The organism is Microbacterium sp. JZ31, from assembly GCF_016805985.1.
GTDB lineage: Bacteria > Actinomycetota > Actinomycetes > Actinomycetales > Microbacteriaceae > Microbacterium.
This window is the reverse complement of the sequence record NZ_CP017661.1, coordinates 369,921-387,285: the sequence shown is the minus strand read 5'-3', so window position 1 is coordinate 387,285 and position 17,365 is coordinate 369,921. Positions and strand designations below refer to the sequence as shown.

Here is a 17,365-nt window from a genome sequence, read left to right as displayed (position 1 = left end):
TCCTTCGGTTCGGCGACGGGGCACGTCGCCGAGCCCGCGATCGACGTCGACACGAATGGCTAAGATAACACGCACCGTCTCGTCTCGGATGAGCGTCAGGAGGAAATCGATGGCCGGATCGCGCAGCGGACCCGTGCGCAGCGAGGTCGCCCGCCGGTCGATCCTCGCCGCGGCCGCCCAGATCCTCACCGAGCGCGGGTACGCCCACCTCACCATGGAGGGCATCGCCGCCCGCGCCGGCGTCGGAAAGCAGACCATCTACCGGTGGTGGCCCTCGAAGGGCGACGTCGTCGCGGAGTGCCTGCTCGAGGGGATGCTGCTGCCCGAGCGGCTGACGGTCCCCGACACCGGAGATGTCCGCCGGGACCTCGCGACCTGGATGGGATCCATCGCCGACATCCTCGACGGCGATCCCGGCGAGGGGATCCTGCGATCCCTCATCGCGGCGGCGACCCAGAACGCCGACGTCGGGGGGCGCCTCCGCGACAGCCTCGCGGGAGCGGACTCGATCGCCGGACGGCTGCAGAGCGCGGTCGGAACCGCTCCTCACCTCACGCCCGCGACTCCCGTGACCGAGCTCGCCGAGGCCCTCGTGGGCGCGATCATCCTGCGCGTGCTCAGCCGCGCGCCCCTGGACGGGGCCGCGATCCGGGACATCCTCGCCGCCGTCCTGGGCCCGGAAGATGCCGCCTGATCGACGGCCCTGGCGAGGCGCGACGTCACGAGAGCTCGATCACCCGCATCCGGGACGCGATGACGCCGGCGAGCAGGGCGCCGAGACCGCCCGCGGCCATGTCGCCGATCGTGTCGACGTACGCGACGTAGATGGCGTCGGACACGAAGGTGTACCCGAACCACTCGATCATCTCCCACACGGCGCTGATCGCCAGGCCTGTCATCCCCACCAGCACGATGGGAACGCGGGCCGGCTGACCCGCGCCCACGCCGCCGGGGACCACTCCGGTGCGCGCCGCGAGCACGAACAGCATGAGCGCGAGGACACCCGTGCACTCGAAGTGCACCAGCAGGTCCCATCCCGGCACGCTGCGATACAGCCCGAGCACATTGCTCCACGAGGCGACGAGCACCGAGATGCCGTACAGGATGTCGAAACCGGCCCGCACGCCGAGGAAGCGGGGAAGCACCAGCGCGGGAAGCCCGATCGCGATGATGCCCGCATCCGTGAGGTCCCATCCGAAGCCGGCGACGAACACGCTCACGACCCCGAGGACGCGGACGGCGTCGGCGATCCACTCCCCCGGCGTGGCCGGGGGCCGCAGGAAGCGCTCGATCACGCGGCGGCCGCCCGCTGCCGCACGACCGCCTGAACGGGGAGGTGATCCGACGGCGAGCCGCCCTGCACCCGGCGCGCGTCGATGCCGACGCTCGCGACCTCGAAGCCGCGGACGTGGATGGCATCGATGCGCGGCCCGCCCGGCCGGGGACGACCGCGCGGGACGTACGTCGACCATTCGAGCGTGAGGCGCGTGCGCGCGACCGTCCAGCTGTCCTCGAGGCCGCCGCGAACCAGCGTTCGTCGGGCGGGCGTCGCCGGGCCTGCGTTGAAGTCGCCCGTGACGATGACGGCGCCGTCGCCTGCCGCGGTGACGATCGACTCGGCAGCCCGACGGCGGGCGAGCGGCGACAGCACGTCGAGGTGCGTGTTGAACGCCGCGAAGCGCCCGCCCGTCGCGCGATCGTGGAAGACCGCCCGCACGACGATGCGGGGATACAGCGATCCCCACGAGCGCGAGCCCGGCGCATCCGGCCGCCGCGAGAGCGCGCGCTGCTCCCACTCGACGAGCTCGAGACGCGCCGCGTCGTAGAGCAGCGGGCATCCCTCGCCGGCGCCGTCGGCGTCGCGCCCGTGACCGAGCGAGCGGTAGTCGTCGCCGAGCGCCGCGCGCAGCAGCCCTGCCTGATGCGGCAGCGCCTCTTGGGCGCCGAGCAGGGTGGGACGCTCCCGTCGCAGCAGCGTCCGGATGCGCTCGCCGCGGCGCCGCCACGATGCAGACGCCGCCCGGGCGCGGAGCACATTGAAGGTCATGACCGACAGCTCCGGCGGTTCCACACCGCCGACGAGGGCCGCGTCTCCCGGCGCGGGGGCCGGGCCGCTCGCGTCTGAGGTCACCCGTCGAGTATGGCCCGTCGCTTCCGCCGGACCTCTGGGTCCGGTCATCGCGGCACGACGAGATCCGCGACGAGCCCGTAGTGGTCGCTCGCCCACACGCCGTCGCGCGGGCGCACGTGCACGCGCTCGCACGAGGCGACGAGGAGGGAAGCCAGGCCGTCGCGGCGGCACCGTACGAGGAGGTGATCGAGCTGCCGATACGGCCATCCCGGCATGGTCGCGGCGACCAGGCCGTTCGCGGGATCGAGCGTCCAGCACGGCTCGCCGGGATGGACCGCGTCCCACGCGCGGAGGTACGCCGCGCTCTCGCCCTGCAGCGACTGCCGCCCGAGGAGGAACCGGAGGCTCGCCGCATCGGGCTCGGCGTCGAGGTCGCCGCCCAGCACGGTCGGCATCTCGGCCTCGGCCTCGAGCTGCCGCAGGCGCCGCTCCACGATCACGGCCTGCCGCTCACGCTCCGCCTCCCGGTCGGCGGCGGCGTCCGGAAAGTGGTTCACGACGCGCACCGGGCCGAACGGCGAGTCGAGCGTGACGAGCAGAGCCGCCCACGCGAACTCGTCGATCGGCGGGCCACCGGCGGTGAGGTCGATCTCCTCGACGTCGCGCACCGGCCACCGGGACGCGATCGAGATGCCGCTGCGCTCCTGCTCCGAGCGGCGCCGCGAGTGGACGATGTGCCACGCGGGGCCGAGGATGTCGGCCGTCTGATCCACGTCGGCGGTGAGGACCTCCTCCTGGAACAGCACGACATCGGGCCGCAGCTGCGCGATCCCCTCGACGAGCAGCATCCGGCGGCGCGCCCAGTCCGCGCGGCGGGCGTAGATGTTGTGCGTGTAGATGCGGATGGACCCCGGCCTGCGCTCGGCGGGCATCGAGCGGGCGGCATCGACCATGCCGCCAGTCTGGCCCGGCCCCGGGCCTGCCGGAAGACTCGGATCCGTCACACCGACGTCGGCGTCGCGGCCCCGTGGCGCTCGCCGTTCTCGAGGCGCTTGCCCGCCGCGACGCGCTTCCCCTCCGCATCGCGCGGTGCAAGCCGCCGCCCGGTCTCTCGGTACCACTGCGCGCAGAAGATGATGACGATCACCACTTCGATCAGCGCGCCGCCGTAGTACATGAGCTGCGCGCCGTCGTGCGCTGCCGGGACCGCGACCCCGGCGGGCGGGTTCGCGTACAGATACTTGGCGAGCACGGCGTGCGACGCCATGGAGAGCACGAGCACAACGGCCCTCAGCATGCGCGACGGCGCATGCGGCGCCGGGTCCAGGCCGATGATCGCCGCCGTGAAGATGTATCCCGTGATCAGCAGGTGCGCCTGCACGATCACGTGGAGGAGAGGGATGGCCTGCATCGCCTCGAACAGGGGCGTCAGGTAGAGGACCCACAGCCCGCCCGCGCTGAGGACGCCGGCCGTGACGGGATGCGCGATGAACCGCGCCGGGGCGCTGCGCAGCAGGCGCGAGATCCGGCGCGCCGGCGTGACATGGAGCGTCCGCAGCGCAAGCGTGACGGGCGCGGCGAGCACGAGCAGGAGCGGCGCGATCATGCCGCCCGAGAGGTGCGCCGCCATGTGCGTCATGAAGTCGTCGTGCGCCTTCTCCGCGAGCGGGCCGACCACCGTGGCCGCGGCCGCGGCGATCCCGACCGCCCACAGTCCGAGGCGATCCGTCGGCCACGCGCGGCCCTGTCGGCGCGATGTCACCATGCCGGACGCGTAGGCGACGACGGCCAGGGCGGCGAGCCCCAGCAGGATCAGGTCGAGCGTCCCCGCGCCGCCCCCTCCGCCGTGTCCGTGCATCACGCCCGTTCCGCCGTCGACGCCGCACGCGACGGACGGGTCACGACGAGGAGCACGATCCCCGCCGCGAGGATGACGGCTGCCGAGATGTTCCACGCGAGGTCGTAGGGAAGGAGATCCTCGACGTACCGGATCTGGTGGATCTCGAACAGCTTGTGCTGGACGGTGCCGTCATACAGCTGGAAGGCGCCGGCGCCGACCAGGACCCCGCCGATCCACCGGCGCAGGTGCAGGGCGCCGCGTCTGCGCAGGTCGGCGAACAGGAACAGGCCGGCGATCGTCGCGAACCAGCTGAGCGCGTGGAAGATCCCGTCGGAGACGAGGCCGAGTTCGGGCGTGCCCCGGTCGTAGAAGTGGTGCCAGTGCAGCACCTGGTGGAACACCGCTTCGTCGATGAAGGCGATCAGGCCCACGCCGAACAGCACGCCCGACCACACGTTGTGGGCCGGTCGGCGTGCGCTTCGCTCGTACGCGGTCGCACGCGGCGCGGGGCGCGACTCTGAAGGCGTCATGGAAGCGATGCTCCCGGTCCGACGGAGGATCCGGTACCGGCTCGACCTTTCCGTCGAGGGGTGGTAGTCGGCAGCATCGCAGGATGAGCCATGCGATAACCGACGGGCCGCGCGGACGGCGACTGTGCCTCGAGCTGGCGCAGCTGCTCGACGACCGCGTCAGGCGACACGTCATCGACCTGGGCTACGATCTCGATCCGGATCGCGGAACCTCGGTGCTGCTGATCGGGGACGGCCGATACGAGCCCACGGGATCCGTCGAGGAGCTCGTCGCACTGCTGGATGACGTCGACGCCCGCGGCGCCGAGGCCGGGAACGTGGTCGAAGCCCTGCTGCGGAGCGTGGCCAGCGCACGGTACTGGCAGGAGCCCGACGGCGACGACGTGCTCGCCGCGCTTCCCGAGGTCCGGTCCGCGCTGGAGCCGATCGGCGCCGCGCTGTCCGACCGTCCGGATCTCACGTGGTGGCACGAGGATCGTCGCGTCGCGCAGTGGACCATCGACTGGCGCGACGCCGCGGACCCCGCACCGTTCGTCTCGGATCCGGCGGTCGAGCTCGTGCGCTGGCACGACGCGACGCGCACGGAGGAGATCACCAGCGCGCGGGAGCGCCCGAGTGATCCCCTTGCGAACTGGTCGGGCACCTGGTGGTCGGCGCCGACCACGCTGCCGCACACGACGGGCGAGCTGACGGACGGACGCCCCGCGGGCCTCGTGCTGGTGGAGGACTCGCTCGGCTGGGAGGTCGCCACCGCGATCCCCGTGCGCGGCGCCGGCCGGACGTTCGAGATCCGCGGTCCCGGCGACTGGGCGGAGCTGTGCCGCCGCCACCCCCTGGAGGTGACGGCCTCTCGCCGTCAGGACTGGTACCGGACGACCGGGCGGGATGGGCGCTGGGTGATGCCCGACTGGCTGAGCGTCGCGACCGAGTGGGATGCGGTTCACCTCACGACCACCGGCTATCTCACGGCGGCGACGCGCGAAATCCCCGTCGAAGACGGCACGTCATCCGTCATCGCCGGCTGGGCGCCCGACACGACGTACTGGCTCCCGACGTCGCGCGCGAGATCGAGGAGCCTCGCACCTTCTGGCGCATGGTCGAGGACGAGTGAGTGCGCACCGGGTGATCCACTTCGGCGCGGTCGGACCCGCCAGAATCCCGGGGTTCGCCGCGATCCCGGATGAACGAGGCCGCGGCGATCCGGAATCGGGGCAATCTCCGGACAGCTGGTGACCCTCCGGACTGGTGCCCCTCCGGACTGCTGGTGACCCTTCGGACGGCGGGCGCCTTCCAGGGCCCGCGCTACAGCTCGCCGGGGCGCATCGCCTCTTCGTCGATCAGGCGGATGATCTTCTGGCCCGCCGTCTCTGTGCCCGGCTCGCGCGAGCGGCGCGGCGCGTACACGACGAGCGAGTGGAACACGAAGCGCGCGACGAACGCGACCGCGAGCGTGATCGCCGTCGCCAGCACGGCCGAGATGTGCCAGGTCTCGACCAGGAACGCGAGCACCGGGATCCGGATCGCCGCCTCCGCGTTGTTGAAGGCGAAGGACGTGCCGAAGCGTTGCCAGAAGCCGGATGCGCGTCCGCGCATGTCGGCGAAGACGAAGCGCTCGGCGAGCAGGAAGTTCGCCACGATCGTCACCTCGGCGGCGACGATCGCCGCCCAGACGTAGCCCACGCCCGCGGCGGTGAGCAGCCACACGATCGCGATGTTGGCCAGCGCGCCCATCGCTCCGATCGCCGCGAACACCGACATCTTGCCGAAGCGCAGGCGCGCGAGGTGGACGAGGAACGTGAAGCCCTGCCGCGCGGTCGCCTTCGACTCGCCCTGCGCGCGCTCGTGGAAGCGCATCGGCACCTCGGCCGTGCGCAGGTCGCTGCGCACCAGCAGCTCGAGCAGGACCTTGAAGCCGCTCGGCCGCAGCGTCGCGAGGTCGAGGCTGCGACGGTCGACGAGGAAGAAGCCGGTCATCGGGTCGCTCGTGCCGTGCAGCCGCAGCGGGAACATGGCCTTCGTCAGGATGGTCGCGGCGCGAGAGACGCCGAACCGCAGAGTGGTGCCGAGCCCCGTCGAGTCGCCGCCGCCGATGTAGCGCGATGCGACCACCACGTCGGCGTCGCCGCGCGCGTGCCGGTCGACGAGCGCCGGGACGAGCGCAGGCGGGTGCTGCAGATCGCCGTCCATCACGACGCACACGTCGGCCGCGGCGGCCTTGAGCCCGGTGACGACCGCACCGCCCAGCCCTCCGGCGCGCTGACCCGCGGGTCGGTGCAGTGCCCTCACCGGCAGGGGCGCATCCTGCGCGACGCGCTCGACCTCGGCGACCGTGCCGTCCTCGCTGTCGTCGACGAACAGGATCTCGGCGCGCCGGCCCGCGAGCGCCGAGGCGAGCTGCCGCACCATCTCGGCGACGTTTCCCCGCTCGTTGCGTGTGGGGACGATGACCGTGACGTCCACGCCGGCCCTCTCCTCGAGTCGACTCCCCGCACCCAGACGGGATCACCCCATCGTGTCATGCCCGTGGGCCCCGCCCACACGGATCCCGCTCAGTCGGCGGCCCGTAGGCTGGAGGCATGACCGACGCGAACCCCGGACAGCTCACGATGTTCGGCGCCGAGTGGTGCCGCGACTGCCGCCGCACGAAGGCGCAGCTCGACGGCCTGGGCGTCTCCTACACGTACGTCGACCTCGAGGCCGAGCCGGCCGCCGCCGAGGTCGCGAAGGACATCTCGGGCCGCACCAACATCCCGGTCGTGCTCTACCCCGATGCGACGCACCACGTCGAGCCGTCCAACGCCGACGTCGAGGCGAAGCTGCGCGAGCTCAGCCTGATCTGACGCGATCCCGCTCCGCCCTCACCGGGCGTCGGCGAACCTGTCCGTCGCGGCTCTCAGGGCCGCGGCGATGCCGGGTTCGACCGCCGCATGCCCGGCGTCGTCGACGACCGTGAACTCGGCCTCGGGCCACGCCCGGTGCAGATCCCACGCGGTCATCATGGGCGTGCACACGTCGTAGCGGCCCTGCACGATCACGGCGGGGATGTCGCGCAGCAGGTGGGCGTCCTCGATCAGCTGCCCCTCGCGGAACCAGCCGCCGTGCCGGAAGAAGTGGTTCTCGATCCGCGCGAACGCCACGGCGGACCGCGGCTGCGACGACTTCTCGATCGCGTCGGAGTCGGGGCGCAGCGTGATCGTCGACGCCTCCCACACGCTCCACGCGACGGCCGCCGGGACGTGGACGTCCGGATCCGGATGCGCCAGTCGGCGGTGGTACGCCTCGATCAGATGCGACCGCTCGCTCGAAGGGATCGGCGCGAGGTACGCCTCCCACAGGTCGGGGAACAGGGCCTGCGCCCCGCCCTCGTAGAACCACTCGAGCTCGTGCCGGCGCAGAGTGAAGATGCCGCGCAGCACGAGCTCGGTGACCCGCTCGGGATGCGTCTGCGCGTACGCGAGCGCGAGCGCGCTGCCCCACGATCCGCCGAACACCTGCCACCGCTCGATGCCGAGGTGGGTGCGCAGCAGCTCGAGGTCGGCCACCAGGTGCCACGTCGTCACGGCCGACAGGTCGGCATCCGGCTCGCTCGCATGCGGCTCGCTGCGTCCGCACGCGCGCTGATCCATCAGGATGATGCGGTAGCGCTCCGGGTCGAAGAACCGCCGCTGCCACGGCGCGGTGCCGCCGCCCGGACCGCCGTGCAGGAACACGACGGGTTTCCCGTCGGGCGCCCCGCTCTCCTCCCAGTACACGCGGTGCCCGTCGCCGACGTCGAGCATGCCGTGCGCCGACGGTTCGGTGTCGGGATACAGGATCCCGTCGAGCCCGCCGCCCATGTCAGAGCTCGCTGCCGGAGACCGAGAACGTGTCGCACGCGTCGACGCCGCCCTCTCGGCCCACGTCGAACCAGCGCTGCCGCTGCTCGCTCGATCCGTGCGTCCAGCTCTCGGGATTGATCTCGCCGCCCGACTGCTCCTGGATGTGGTCGTCGCCCACGGCCGCGGCGGCGTTCAGCGCGTCGGCGATCTGCTGGGGCGTCGGCGCCAGCAGGTACGGGTCGCCGTCGACGTCCTCCTGCTCCGTCATCGCCGCGACCCAGGCTCCCGCGAAGCAGTCGGCCTGCAGCTCGGTGCGCACGCCGTTGCTGTCGGCGCCGGTGCCGTTGTTCGGGTGCTGCTCGAACACGCCGGTGAGGTTCTGCACGTGGTGGCCGTATTCGTGGGCGAGCACGTACAGCTGCGCGAGACTGCCCGCCGAGGCGTCGAACTGCGAGCGCAGCAGACCGAAGAACGTCGGGTCGACGTAGACGGTCTCCTCGGGAGGGCAGTAGAACGGGCCGGTCTGGTTGGACGCGGTGCCGCACTGCGACGACGTCGCCTGATCCACGATGATGAGCTGCGGCTCGCGGTAGCCGGGCAGCTCCTCCGCCCAGAACTGGTCGATCGCCTCGGCGCCGAGCACGAGGCGGCAGTCGTCCCGCTCGTTGGCGTCCGCTCCCGTCTCGCAGTCCTCGATGATCGCGCCGCCGCTCTGCGGCTGCTGGCCGCCGCCCGCGCCGTCCGTGATGCCGAGCAGCCCGGTGAGGTCCTGACCCGTGAACATGCTGATCAGCAGCACCGCGATGGCGATCACTCCGACGCCGCCGCCACCGGCGATCGCGGCGTTGCGGCCGCGGCGCCGGGCCTTGCTGTTCCCGACATTCGCGTTCTCATTGAATGTCATGCCGCAACGGTACCGGGACGTCGGCGGCGCGCGGCAGAATAGAGCGGAACGAGAGAGGGGCTTGACGTGGCGGAGATCGCTCAGGATCCGGAGGACACGCGCGCGGACACCGCACCCCTGCACCTTCCGCATGCCGCCGTGGAGTGCCCCAAGTGCTTCACCGAGCTGCAGCGCGATCGCGACTGGTGGCTCGCGCGCCCCGCGGGGTCGCGCCTGGTGGGGCTCGTCGTCTCGCGCGACGACATGCCGTCGGTCGTGCAGCAGCGCGACGACCTCACGCGCTTCGGCGTGCCGATCGAGGGCTTCCGCCACCCCGCTCCCGACATCCTGGAGACGTGGGAGCAGCGCCTCGCGCGCCTGTTCGACACGTTCAAGCCCGGCGACGTGCTGGTCGTCACGAACGTGCAGGCCCTGGGCCGCAACGTCGACGAGGGCACCCGCACCGTCTCGGCGCTCGCCCGTCGCGGGATCGTCGTGAAGGTGCTGTCCCACGGCGCGCGCCACCTGGATCCGGCACCCGCCGTCTGAGGCGGTCCGTCCGAACGCCCCCCTCTTCTCGACGCGGAGGGCGGATCACTCCGGCGCGCAGATCGTGACGGCTTCGTTCGTGAAGGTGCCGTTCGCGCGCACGAGATAGACGTCGATGCAGACCTGATCCGCGCCCTCGACCGGCACCGTGACGGTCGGCTCCGTGGTGAGGTGCCCCTCGCCGCGACCGGACAGGGCGTTGCGGTGCCAGCGGTACTGGTCACCTTCCGCGGGGGCGGGGTTCGTCCACGTGAAGACGGCGTTCCCGCCCCGGATGACGCCCTCGCCGTCCTCCACGAGCGGCACGCCGCCGTCGCCCAGCGGGTCCTGCGCGATGACGGTCGGCGCGGTCGTCGGCTCGGGTTCCGGTGCGATGACGGAGCCGATGACCGCGGCGCCGATGCCGATCACCGCGACGCCGACGACCGAGGCCGCGAGGATCGTCGGCCAGCGGCGGGAGCGCTCGGGCGTCGTGGGCGCGGCCGCCTCCGGCGCCGGAGCCGCCGTGGGCGCCGCGACGTCCTGCGGCGAGCGCGGCCGCAGGATCGTCTCGTCGGCGATCGGCTCGACCACGCGCGGGCCGCGCACGATGGTCGCGTCGTCGGCCGGCGGCGCGGCGCCCGCCACCTTGGCCGTGGTCGCGGAGGGACGGGTGGAGGTGTCGATCGGCGCGATGCTCGTGACGCCGCGCACACGGGTCAGGCCGCCGTCGTCGTCCTCGGGCCCCGCGTCGAGCGGACGCTCGTCCAGGATGTCGATCGGCGTGACCGAGTGCGCGAGCTCGATCTGCACCTTCTGCAGCGCACGCGCGAACGCGACGGCGCTCGGGTAGCGGTCGGCCGGATCCTTCGACATCGCCCGGGACAGCGCCGCGAAAAGCGACGACGGCACATCCGGACGCTCGATCGCGGGCAGCGGCATCCGCTCGATGCGCTCGATCAGCTCGGCGCTGCCGTTGCGCTGGCCGGGCACCTCGAACGGGGACCGCCCCGCCAGCAGCGTGTAGATCGTCGCGCCGAGCTGGTACACGTCGGTGCGCGGGCCGCCCTGCGCGGCGGCGGCGTCGAAGACCTCCGGCGGCGACCACGGGATCGACATGCCCGTCGTCTCGGCGGCGGTCTGCGAGGTCGACGCGATGCCGAAGTCGGTCAGCGCGGGGCGGTTGTACTCCGTGACCAGGATGTTCGCGGGCTTGATGTCGCGGTGCAGCACGCCGGCGCGGTGCGCGGTCTCGACCGCGGCCGCGACCTGCACGCCCACGCGCAGCGCCTCGGCGACCGAGAACGGCTCGCGCCGGTAGCGCACCTGCAGGTTGGGGCGCGGGCAGTACTCCATCACGAGGTACGGACGCCCGTCGGACGAGACCCCCGCCTGGTAGATCGTGACGATCGCCGGATGCGTCGACAGCATCGCCATCACGTTCGCCTCGGCCGTGAACTGCGCGGCCGACGGGGAGATCCGCTCCGGCAGCAGCACCTTCACCGCCACGCGGCGGCGCGGCAGCTCCTGCTCGTACAGGTAGACGTCGGCGAAGCCGCCGGATCCGAGCAGCTCGAGGTGCGTGAAGCCCGGCAGCTGCGGCGGCGGCGCGGGCGGGCGGCGTTGATTCACGGAAGGTCCTCGAACGACAGCGTCACGCCGTCGCCGATGTCGACGACGTCACCCGCGACGACGACGGTCTGCTCGCCGGGGTGCAGCCGCACGGGATCCGCGGACCCGCCGAGCAGCCCGGTGCGGTACAGCACCGTGCCGTTCGTGGTGTGAAGGTCGGTCACGACGACGGTCTCGCCGTCGGACGAGATCTCGACGTGGTTGCGCGAGATGTCGTTCTGCGGGCTCTCGACCGCCACGAGGTGCGGCATGTCCGCGCCCGTGGTGCGCGCGGACCGCGGCCGCCGGCCGATGATCACGGGGCGGTCGAGCTCGACAACCTCGCCCGTGGACAGCCGGACCCGTCCGCGGGACGGCCCCGGCGCGAACGGCGACGCGGCAAGCGACGGCACGTCGTCGAAGCGCGGCAGCGGGGCGGGGTCGAGCCGCTGCGCCTCCGGCCGCTCCGTCCCCTCGAACGGCACCTCGTCGGTCGGCGGTGCGGGCCACACGGCCGCATCGCGCGGCACGGAGGCGGTGTCCGAGTGGCCGAGCTCGTGGACGGAGATCGTGGCGCCGTCGTGATCGCCGTGCGCCTCGAGCCCCGGAGCGACGGGCTGCACCTCGGGCAGCCGCGCGTCCACCGGTTCGGGCGCCGCAAGCGGCACGTGGCCGCGCGCGGCGAACTCCGCGAACGTGATCGTCGCGCCGTCGTGATCGCCGAGCGGCTCGATCGTGTCCCCCATGACGCCCGGCGCCTCGTCCGCCGCCGCCGGCACCGGGTCGGCCGCTCCGTCCCGGTGCACCACGATCGTGTCGGCCACGGCGAGATCGTCCGCGGTCGTCGCGGCGGGGCCCGGCGCGGAGCCCGCCGCGCTTCCGAGCCGCGTGTCCTCCGGCAGCAGCGTCTCGGAGGGCGGCTGCGCTTCGGATCCGGACAGGCCGTTCACGAGGTCGTCGGGCACGGGCGAGTCCCGCGCGTCGTCGCCGCGGGGTCGCGACGGCTCGTCCTCCTCCTCGGTCTCGAAGAACACCGCGCTCACGGTCGCCGCGAGCACGGCTCCCGACGCGATCGGCAGCTCGGACGCGCTCGCGGGCGCGTCCTGCGCGGGACGCACGCGGACCGAGAGGGCGTCCTCGATCAGGCGCACGGTCCATGTGTCGGACGCACCGCCCGTGACCTCGAGCGCGCCGCTCAGGGTCTCGACCGTGAGCCGCAGATCGCCGCGCACGGCGGTGCGCACCGCGTCGTCCTGCAGCAGCGCGACGGCGAAGGGCGGCAGCGCGGCGGTCGCCGGGCCGAACGCGCGCCCGAGCGCGTCGAGCACGGCCGCGACGCCGTCGCCGGTGTCCAGGCCCTCCCAGACCTCGTCGATCATGTCCTGCGGTAGGCCGCCGGGCAGCACTGCGACCCCGTCGTCGGCGACGATGGTCAGCATGCCGCCGGGCTCGTATGTCACGCGCATCAGCGCATCCCTCCCACGGGCTCTCGCGGAAGGGTGTCGGAGTCGATGCCGGGCCCGTCGGCCGACGTCGCCGCGCCACGTCGCGCGACCGAGACCGCGTCGACGACGATCGCCGTGATGTTGTCGCGGCCGCCGTGCAGCACGGCCTCCTGCACGAGGCGCGTGGCCGCCGCCTGCGGATGTGCCTCGACGCTCAGGATGTCCCGGATCCGCTCGGGCGGCAGTTCGCTCGGCAGTCCGTCGGAGCACACCAGGATGCGATCTCCCGCGCTGGCGGGGATCATCCAGTAGTCCGCGTCGCCGTCGCTTCCCGCCCCGAGGGCGCGCGTGATGACGTTGCGGCGTCGGTCGCGCGAGGCGTCCTCCGGGGTGAGCTCGCCCCGGTCCAGGAGCTCCTGCACGATCGAGTGGTCGACGCTGATCTGCTCGAGGTGCCCCGCGGCGAGGCGGTACGTGCGCGAGTCGCCGAGATTCAGCGCGAGCCAGTATCCCTCCCCCGCGACGTCGGCGATCACGACGCCCGTGAGGGTCGTGCCGGCGCCGGCCTGCGTGCCGCCCGAGAGCCCGTCGACGCGCACACGCGCGCGGTGCAGCGCCTCGCGGACGTCGTCGATCGTCAGGCTCTCCCGCCCCGCGAACGGCGCGAACTCCGAGATCGCGGTCGCCGATGCGACCTCGCCCCGGTCGTGCCCGCCCATGCCGTCGGCGACGAGGAACACGGGCGGCACGGACAGGAAAGCGTCCTCGTTGAGGGAGCGCCGCAGCCCCGCGTCCGTGGCCGCGCCGCTCAGGGCGACGATCGGGCCGCTCACCCGCGCCCCTTGAACGTCACGATGCGGTCGCCGATCTCGAGCGCGTCATCCGCCTCGAGCGGGATCGCCTCGCCGGGGGCGGCGGTGAGCCGCTCTCCCGCGCGGACGATCGTGACGCCGTTGGTCGAGTGGTGGTCGACCACGGACACGTCGGCCTCGGCCACGACGATCTCGAAGTGGGTCTTCGACAGCGACAGGGTCTCGTCGCGCACGATGACCGCCTCGGCGCCCTCCGGGGCGGAGGGATTGCGTCCGAACACGGCGCGCTCGGCGACCGTGTGCCGCGTTCCGTCGTCCCACTCGAGCACTGCGGGACGCGCGCGGCTGACGAGGCGCGTGTCCTCGACGTCCGGCTCGGGCTCGGGGGTCGCGGGGGTCGGACGGACGAGGATCGTGTCGTCGTCGAGGTCGTCCACCGCGACGGGAGCGGCCGGCTGCGGTGCCGCCGACCCCGCGGGCGCCGGCGGATCCTGCGTGATCCCCGGCACGAACGCGATCAGCCCGTCGCCTGCCGGCGCCGGTGCCGCGGCGGGCCCGGCCGCGGGCGGCGCGACGGCGGGACGCGCGGCGGACGCCGCCTGCGGGATCAGCGGAGGAAGCGGGGGGCGCGGGGGAACGGGGCCGCCGAACACCGGGGTGCCGGACGCGGCCGGGGCGGCAGCGGGAGGCGCGGGCACGGGAGCCGCCGACGTCCCGCCGCCATAGGCCGGGACCACGGGCGACACCGGGCCGGGAGCGGAGGCCGGGCGCGAGGCGGTGCCGGAGGTCCCGGCGCGCTCCTCGCCGGACGCGTCCCGCATGAACGCGTGCGCGACCTTGTCGTGCCAGCCCTGGTTGCGGCCCGTCCTGTCGAAGAACACCGAGAAGTAGCCGACGATGATCGCCGCCCCCAGCGACCAGATGATGTTGCGGAGGAAGGCGCCGCCGAAGCCGAGCGGCGCGCCGCCGTCGAGGCGCACGAGCCGCAGCTTCAGGAGTCGCATGCCGATCGAGCCGTGCCGGCCCTGCATCGCGGTGTAGACGAGGAACCACGCGACGGCGAGGACCCACGCGGTGATCGCGAAGATCACGATGACGGCGGAGCCGAGCGCCTGCGCGAGGAGCATGCCGATGCCGATCCACAGCGCGACGGCCACCGCGATCACGGCGACGTCGATCGCGTACGCGCCCACGCGGCGCGCGAGCGATGCCGGCGTGCCCGGCATCGGCGCCCCCACGGGAGCGGGCCCGGGATGCGCGCCGAGTCCGGGCGCCGGGAAGGCGGCGCCGGCGTGCGGTGCGGGAGCCGACGGGTAGGCCGGCGCTCCGTGCTGCGGCGGCGGGTAGGCTCCCGGCGCGGGGGCCCCGTAGGGGTTCGGCGTCGTCATGTCAGCCATCCTTCCGTCGTGCGGAGACCGTCTCGCGAAGAGACCGCACACGTTTCGTCAATGAAGAGCCCTGGGTCAGCGAGCGCAGGTTGAGCCGTGCTGCGAGCCGCTTCCAGAACGAGGCCTTCCGGTTCATGCCGCCCACGACCCCGTCGACCTCGGCCCAGAACGCCTCGATCTCCTCGGGCGTGGGTTCGCCCGGCCCGAACACCCCGGCGTCCGCCCGCACCGCGATGCTCTGCACGCGCGGCTCCTCGAGCGTCGCCACCAGCTGCGCCGACTGCTCGTAGCGCGTCGCGCCCACGGGCACGGCGCGGCCGAAGTCGACCGCGCGATCCATCAGCTCGTCCCAGCCTCCGCTGATCCGGTCGGCCGGCAGCGGCGCCTCGCGGCGCTTGCGCCGGCGCGAGGCCTTGATGCCGCCGATGATCACGAACGGCGCGAGCAGCAGCGCGACCGTGCCGAGGCTGATCCCCCCGATCGCGAGCAGCACGCCCAGGTAGCCGGGCAGCGGCTCGGCCTCGTCCTCCGCCTCACGGTCGTCCGGCACGAGCGGTGGCTCGTCCGCCTCCTCCTTCGGCGGGGGCGGCGGCTGCAGCGGCATGGGCTGCGGGTCGGTCTTGGGCTGGGTCGTCTGGTCCTTGGGCTCCTTGTCCTCATCCGGCGTCGGATCGATCGGCACCCAGCCGGCCTCCTCGAACGCGACCTCGACCCAGGCGTGCAGGTTGTCGCCGTTCGCGACGAGCTGCCCGGAGGAGCTCTCGGCGTGGAAGCCCATCACCACGCGCGCGGGGATGCCGACCTCGTAGGCCATGAGCGCCATGAGCGCGGCGTACTGCTCGTCGTCGCCGACCATCTGCTCGGCCGCGGCCATGCCGCCAAGACGCGCGGAGCCGTGGCCGGAGGGCGAGAACTCCTCCTCCTTCAGGCCGTGGCTGAAGAATCCCGACTCGACGAGGTACGTGCGCAGCGCCTGCACCTTCTCGAACGGCGTCTTCGCCTCGGCGTCGGAGATCGCATCCGCCGCGACCTCGCGCAGCTTCTCGGGCACGGCCTCGGGCTCGGGGATCTCGACCGCGGCGAAGCGGTCCTCGGCGAGGTCCGCCTCGTCCGGCGCGGGCGGCACCACGGTGCTGAACGTGTAGGAATCGCCCGCCTTCAGCCCCGTGGTCACCACGCCGGTGCCGCTCGACGGGTTGTAGTAGGTCGCGCGGCGCAGCGCCTCAGCGTCGGGCCCCTCGAACTCGAGCGCGTCGACGTGCCCCACATCGGGAAGCCAGACGTCGGCGTACTGGCCGATCTCGACGCGTACGTCGGCCCGCTGGCCCTCGACGTCCGCCGCCATGTTGGAGCGCAGCGGGGTGAAGGCGCTCGACGAGTCGGACACGTTGTACACGACACCCGAGTAGGTGTCCATCGTGCCGAGCCGGACGCGGGACCCGGCGGGCAGCCCCGTCACGGTGAAGAGCGGCTCGTTCGCGTACTCGTCCACGTAGATGCGGAAGTCCTGCAGCGGGCTGGCGTACTGACGGATGTCGAACGGCGGGATGATCACGTCGCGGATGACGTAGCGCACCTCGTGCGGGGGCGCGGTCAGGGTCGAGATCCCGCCCGCCGCCGCGGCGATCGCGAGCACGCCGCCGGCCGCGGCCATGCGGCGCAGGAGATGGCGCCGGTCCTCGGTCTGCTCGTCCGTCGACGACAGCGCGACCGCGCTGCGCGTCGGCGCCCAGGCCGCCCGCACCGCGAGCCACACGATCGCGACGACCGCGAGCAGGATGCCCTGCACGGCGGGCAGCGCGGGCTGCGACGTGCCCAGCGCGATCTGCAGGGCCAGGCACGCGGCCGCGGGCAGCAGGGCCCACGCCGGCGGCTCAACGCGCAGCGCGAGGCTCGTCGTGATCACTGTGAACACGAGGATCAGCAGGAACGGCACGATCAGGTGCCCGTCGTCCGCCGCGACCGGCGCGACCGTGGTGAGCAGCGACTTCCAGGACGTGACGACGCCGAGCGCCAGCTTCTGCACCGTCTCGACCGACGGGATGACGCCCAGGATGGCCGTGTGGGGCAGCGCGAAGAGTCCGCCCAGCAGGAAGTACGCGACGACGACCGCGGCGGCGATCAGCAGGATGCCCCAGCGCTGCAGGGCGGCGAGTGCCGCGATGCCCAGGCCGACCACGAGCGCACCCAGGCCGGGCAGCAGCACGACCGGGCCGTCGAACGTGGGCCAGAAGCCGATCACCGGCACGAGCATCAGCAGCGCGACGGCGCCGAGGTCGAGCGCCCAGCGGCGCGGCTCGAGCGGTGCGCTCGCGGGCGCGCGGTTCCCGCGGCGCGTAGGCGCGGGAACCGGCGGCGCGTCGGCCGCGTCCGGCGACTCGATCGGAGGCGTGAGGACGGCGCTCATCCGAGCACCCTCTGTTTGACGGCGCTCATCCG

The 17,365-nt window shown here is 73.0% G+C and carries 17 protein-coding genes; 4 read left to right on the top strand and 13 right to left on the bottom strand.

Features of this window, described 5'->3' with window-relative positions:
- Positions 1–109: 109 nt before the first annotated feature.
- The gene (locus BJP60_RS01825) at positions 110–694 is read left to right on the top strand and encodes a TetR/AcrR family transcriptional regulator (protein ID WP_203137170.1); all 585 of its coding nucleotides are present in this window, start codon (positions 110–112) and stop codon (positions 692–694) included.
- A gap of 25 nt (positions 695–719) precedes the next feature.
- On the opposite strand, the gene BJP60_RS01820 is transcribed toward BJP60_RS01825, so the two are convergent.
- The 5 genes from BJP60_RS01820 to BJP60_RS01800 are packed head-to-tail and all read right to left on the bottom strand — an operon-like array spanning position 720 to position 4,441.
- Positions 720–1,295 carry a DUF2238 domain-containing protein gene (locus BJP60_RS01820; protein WP_203137169.1) on the bottom strand — a complete coding sequence of 192 codons (576 nt, stop codon included), beginning with the start codon at positions 1,293–1,295 and terminating at the stop codon, positions 720–722.
- On the bottom strand, positions 1,292–2,131 hold the full coding sequence (locus tag BJP60_RS01815) for an endonuclease/exonuclease/phosphatase family protein (RefSeq protein WP_238439508.1): 840 nt from the start codon (positions 2,129–2,131) through the stop codon (positions 1,292–1,294). Before BJP60_RS01815 ends, BJP60_RS01820 begins: the two co-directional genes overlap by 4 nt.
- A 44-nt stretch (positions 2,132–2,175) precedes the next feature.
- Entirely contained in the window at positions 2,176–3,024 is an 849-nt protein-coding gene (locus BJP60_RS01810) for an endonuclease/exonuclease/phosphatase family protein (RefSeq protein ID WP_203137167.1), read from the bottom strand.
- A 47-nt stretch (positions 3,025–3,071) separates the two neighbouring features.
- Complete coding sequence (locus BJP60_RS01805; protein WP_203138845.1) at positions 3,072–3,929, bottom strand: cytochrome c oxidase assembly protein; 858 nt, start codon at positions 3,927–3,929, stop codon at positions 3,072–3,074.
- A complete protein-coding gene (locus BJP60_RS01800) occupies positions 3,929–4,441 on the bottom strand; it encodes a DUF2243 domain-containing protein (RefSeq protein WP_203137166.1) in 513 nt (170 codons plus the stop codon). Before BJP60_RS01800 ends, BJP60_RS01805 begins: the two co-directional genes overlap by 1 nt.
- An 83-nt stretch (positions 4,442–4,524) precedes the next feature.
- Here BJP60_RS01800 and BJP60_RS01795 point away from each other — a divergent pair, with 83 nt between their 5' ends.
- Complete coding sequence (locus tag BJP60_RS01795) at positions 4,525–5,625, top strand: hypothetical protein (protein ID WP_238439507.1); 1,101 nt, start codon at positions 4,525–4,527, stop codon at positions 5,623–5,625.
- Between the two features lie 118 nt (positions 5,626–5,743).
- Here the strand turns inward: BJP60_RS01795 and BJP60_RS01790 are convergent, their stop codons facing one another.
- Positions 5,744–6,901 (bottom strand): glycosyltransferase, encoded by a 1,158-nt coding sequence (locus tag BJP60_RS01790; RefSeq protein ID WP_203137165.1) that lies wholly within the window; start codon positions 6,899–6,901, stop codon positions 5,744–5,746.
- A gap of 116 nt (positions 6,902–7,017) precedes the next feature.
- On the opposite strand from BJP60_RS01790, the gene BJP60_RS01785 reads away from it, so the two are divergent.
- Positions 7,018–7,281: a glutaredoxin family protein gene (locus BJP60_RS01785; RefSeq protein ID WP_203137164.1), complete on the top strand. Its 264-nt coding sequence runs from the start codon at positions 7,018–7,020 to the stop codon at positions 7,279–7,281.
- An 18-nt stretch (positions 7,282–7,299) separates the two neighbouring features.
- Here BJP60_RS01785 and pip read toward each other — a convergent pair whose 3' ends face one another.
- Both pip and ypfJ read right to left on the bottom strand, forming a co-directional pair.
- Entirely contained in the window at positions 7,300–8,277 is a 978-nt protein-coding gene (pip, locus tag BJP60_RS01780) for a prolyl aminopeptidase (RefSeq protein ID WP_203137162.1), read from the bottom strand.
- Position 8,278: 1 nt separating this feature from the next.
- The gene (ypfJ, locus tag BJP60_RS01775; RefSeq protein ID WP_203137160.1) at positions 8,279–9,163 is read right to left on the bottom strand and encodes a KPN_02809 family neutral zinc metallopeptidase; all 885 of its coding nucleotides are present in this window, start codon (positions 9,161–9,163) and stop codon (positions 8,279–8,281) included.
- A 66-nt stretch (positions 9,164–9,229) separates the two neighbouring features.
- Here ypfJ and BJP60_RS01770 point away from each other — a divergent pair, with 66 nt between their 5' ends.
- Positions 9,230–9,691 carry a recombinase family protein gene (locus BJP60_RS01770; protein WP_203137158.1) on the top strand — a complete coding sequence of 154 codons (462 nt, stop codon included), beginning with the start codon at positions 9,230–9,232 and terminating at the stop codon, positions 9,689–9,691.
- 45 nt (positions 9,692–9,736) lie between these two features.
- Here the strand turns inward: BJP60_RS01770 and BJP60_RS01765 are convergent, their stop codons facing one another.
- The 5 genes from BJP60_RS01765 to BJP60_RS01745 are packed head-to-tail and all read right to left on the bottom strand — an operon-like array spanning position 9,737 to position 17,333.
- Entirely contained in the window at positions 9,737–11,302 is a 1,566-nt protein-coding gene (locus BJP60_RS01765; RefSeq protein ID WP_203137156.1) for a serine/threonine-protein kinase, read from the bottom strand.
- Positions 11,299–12,747, bottom strand: a complete 1,449-nt coding sequence (locus BJP60_RS01760) for an FHA domain-containing protein (RefSeq protein WP_203137154.1) — start codon at positions 12,745–12,747, stop codon at positions 11,299–11,301. The genes BJP60_RS01765 and BJP60_RS01760 overlap by 4 nt, the downstream gene beginning before the upstream one ends.
- Positions 12,747–13,559 carry a PP2C family protein-serine/threonine phosphatase gene (locus tag BJP60_RS01755; protein WP_238439506.1) on the bottom strand — a complete coding sequence of 271 codons (813 nt, stop codon included), beginning with the start codon at positions 13,557–13,559 and terminating at the stop codon, positions 12,747–12,749. Before BJP60_RS01755 ends, BJP60_RS01760 begins: the two co-directional genes overlap by 1 nt.
- The gene (locus BJP60_RS01750) at positions 13,556–14,926 is read right to left on the bottom strand and encodes an RDD family protein (RefSeq protein WP_203137152.1); all 1,371 of its coding nucleotides are present in this window, start codon (positions 14,924–14,926) and stop codon (positions 13,556–13,558) included. Before BJP60_RS01750 ends, BJP60_RS01755 begins: the two co-directional genes overlap by 4 nt.
- 1 nt (position 14,927) lies before the next feature.
- On the bottom strand, positions 14,928–17,333 hold the full coding sequence (locus BJP60_RS01745; RefSeq protein ID WP_203137150.1) for a transglutaminase-like domain-containing protein: 2,406 nt from the start codon (positions 17,331–17,333) through the stop codon (positions 14,928–14,930).
- Between the last annotated feature and the right edge of the window lie 32 nt (positions 17,334–17,365).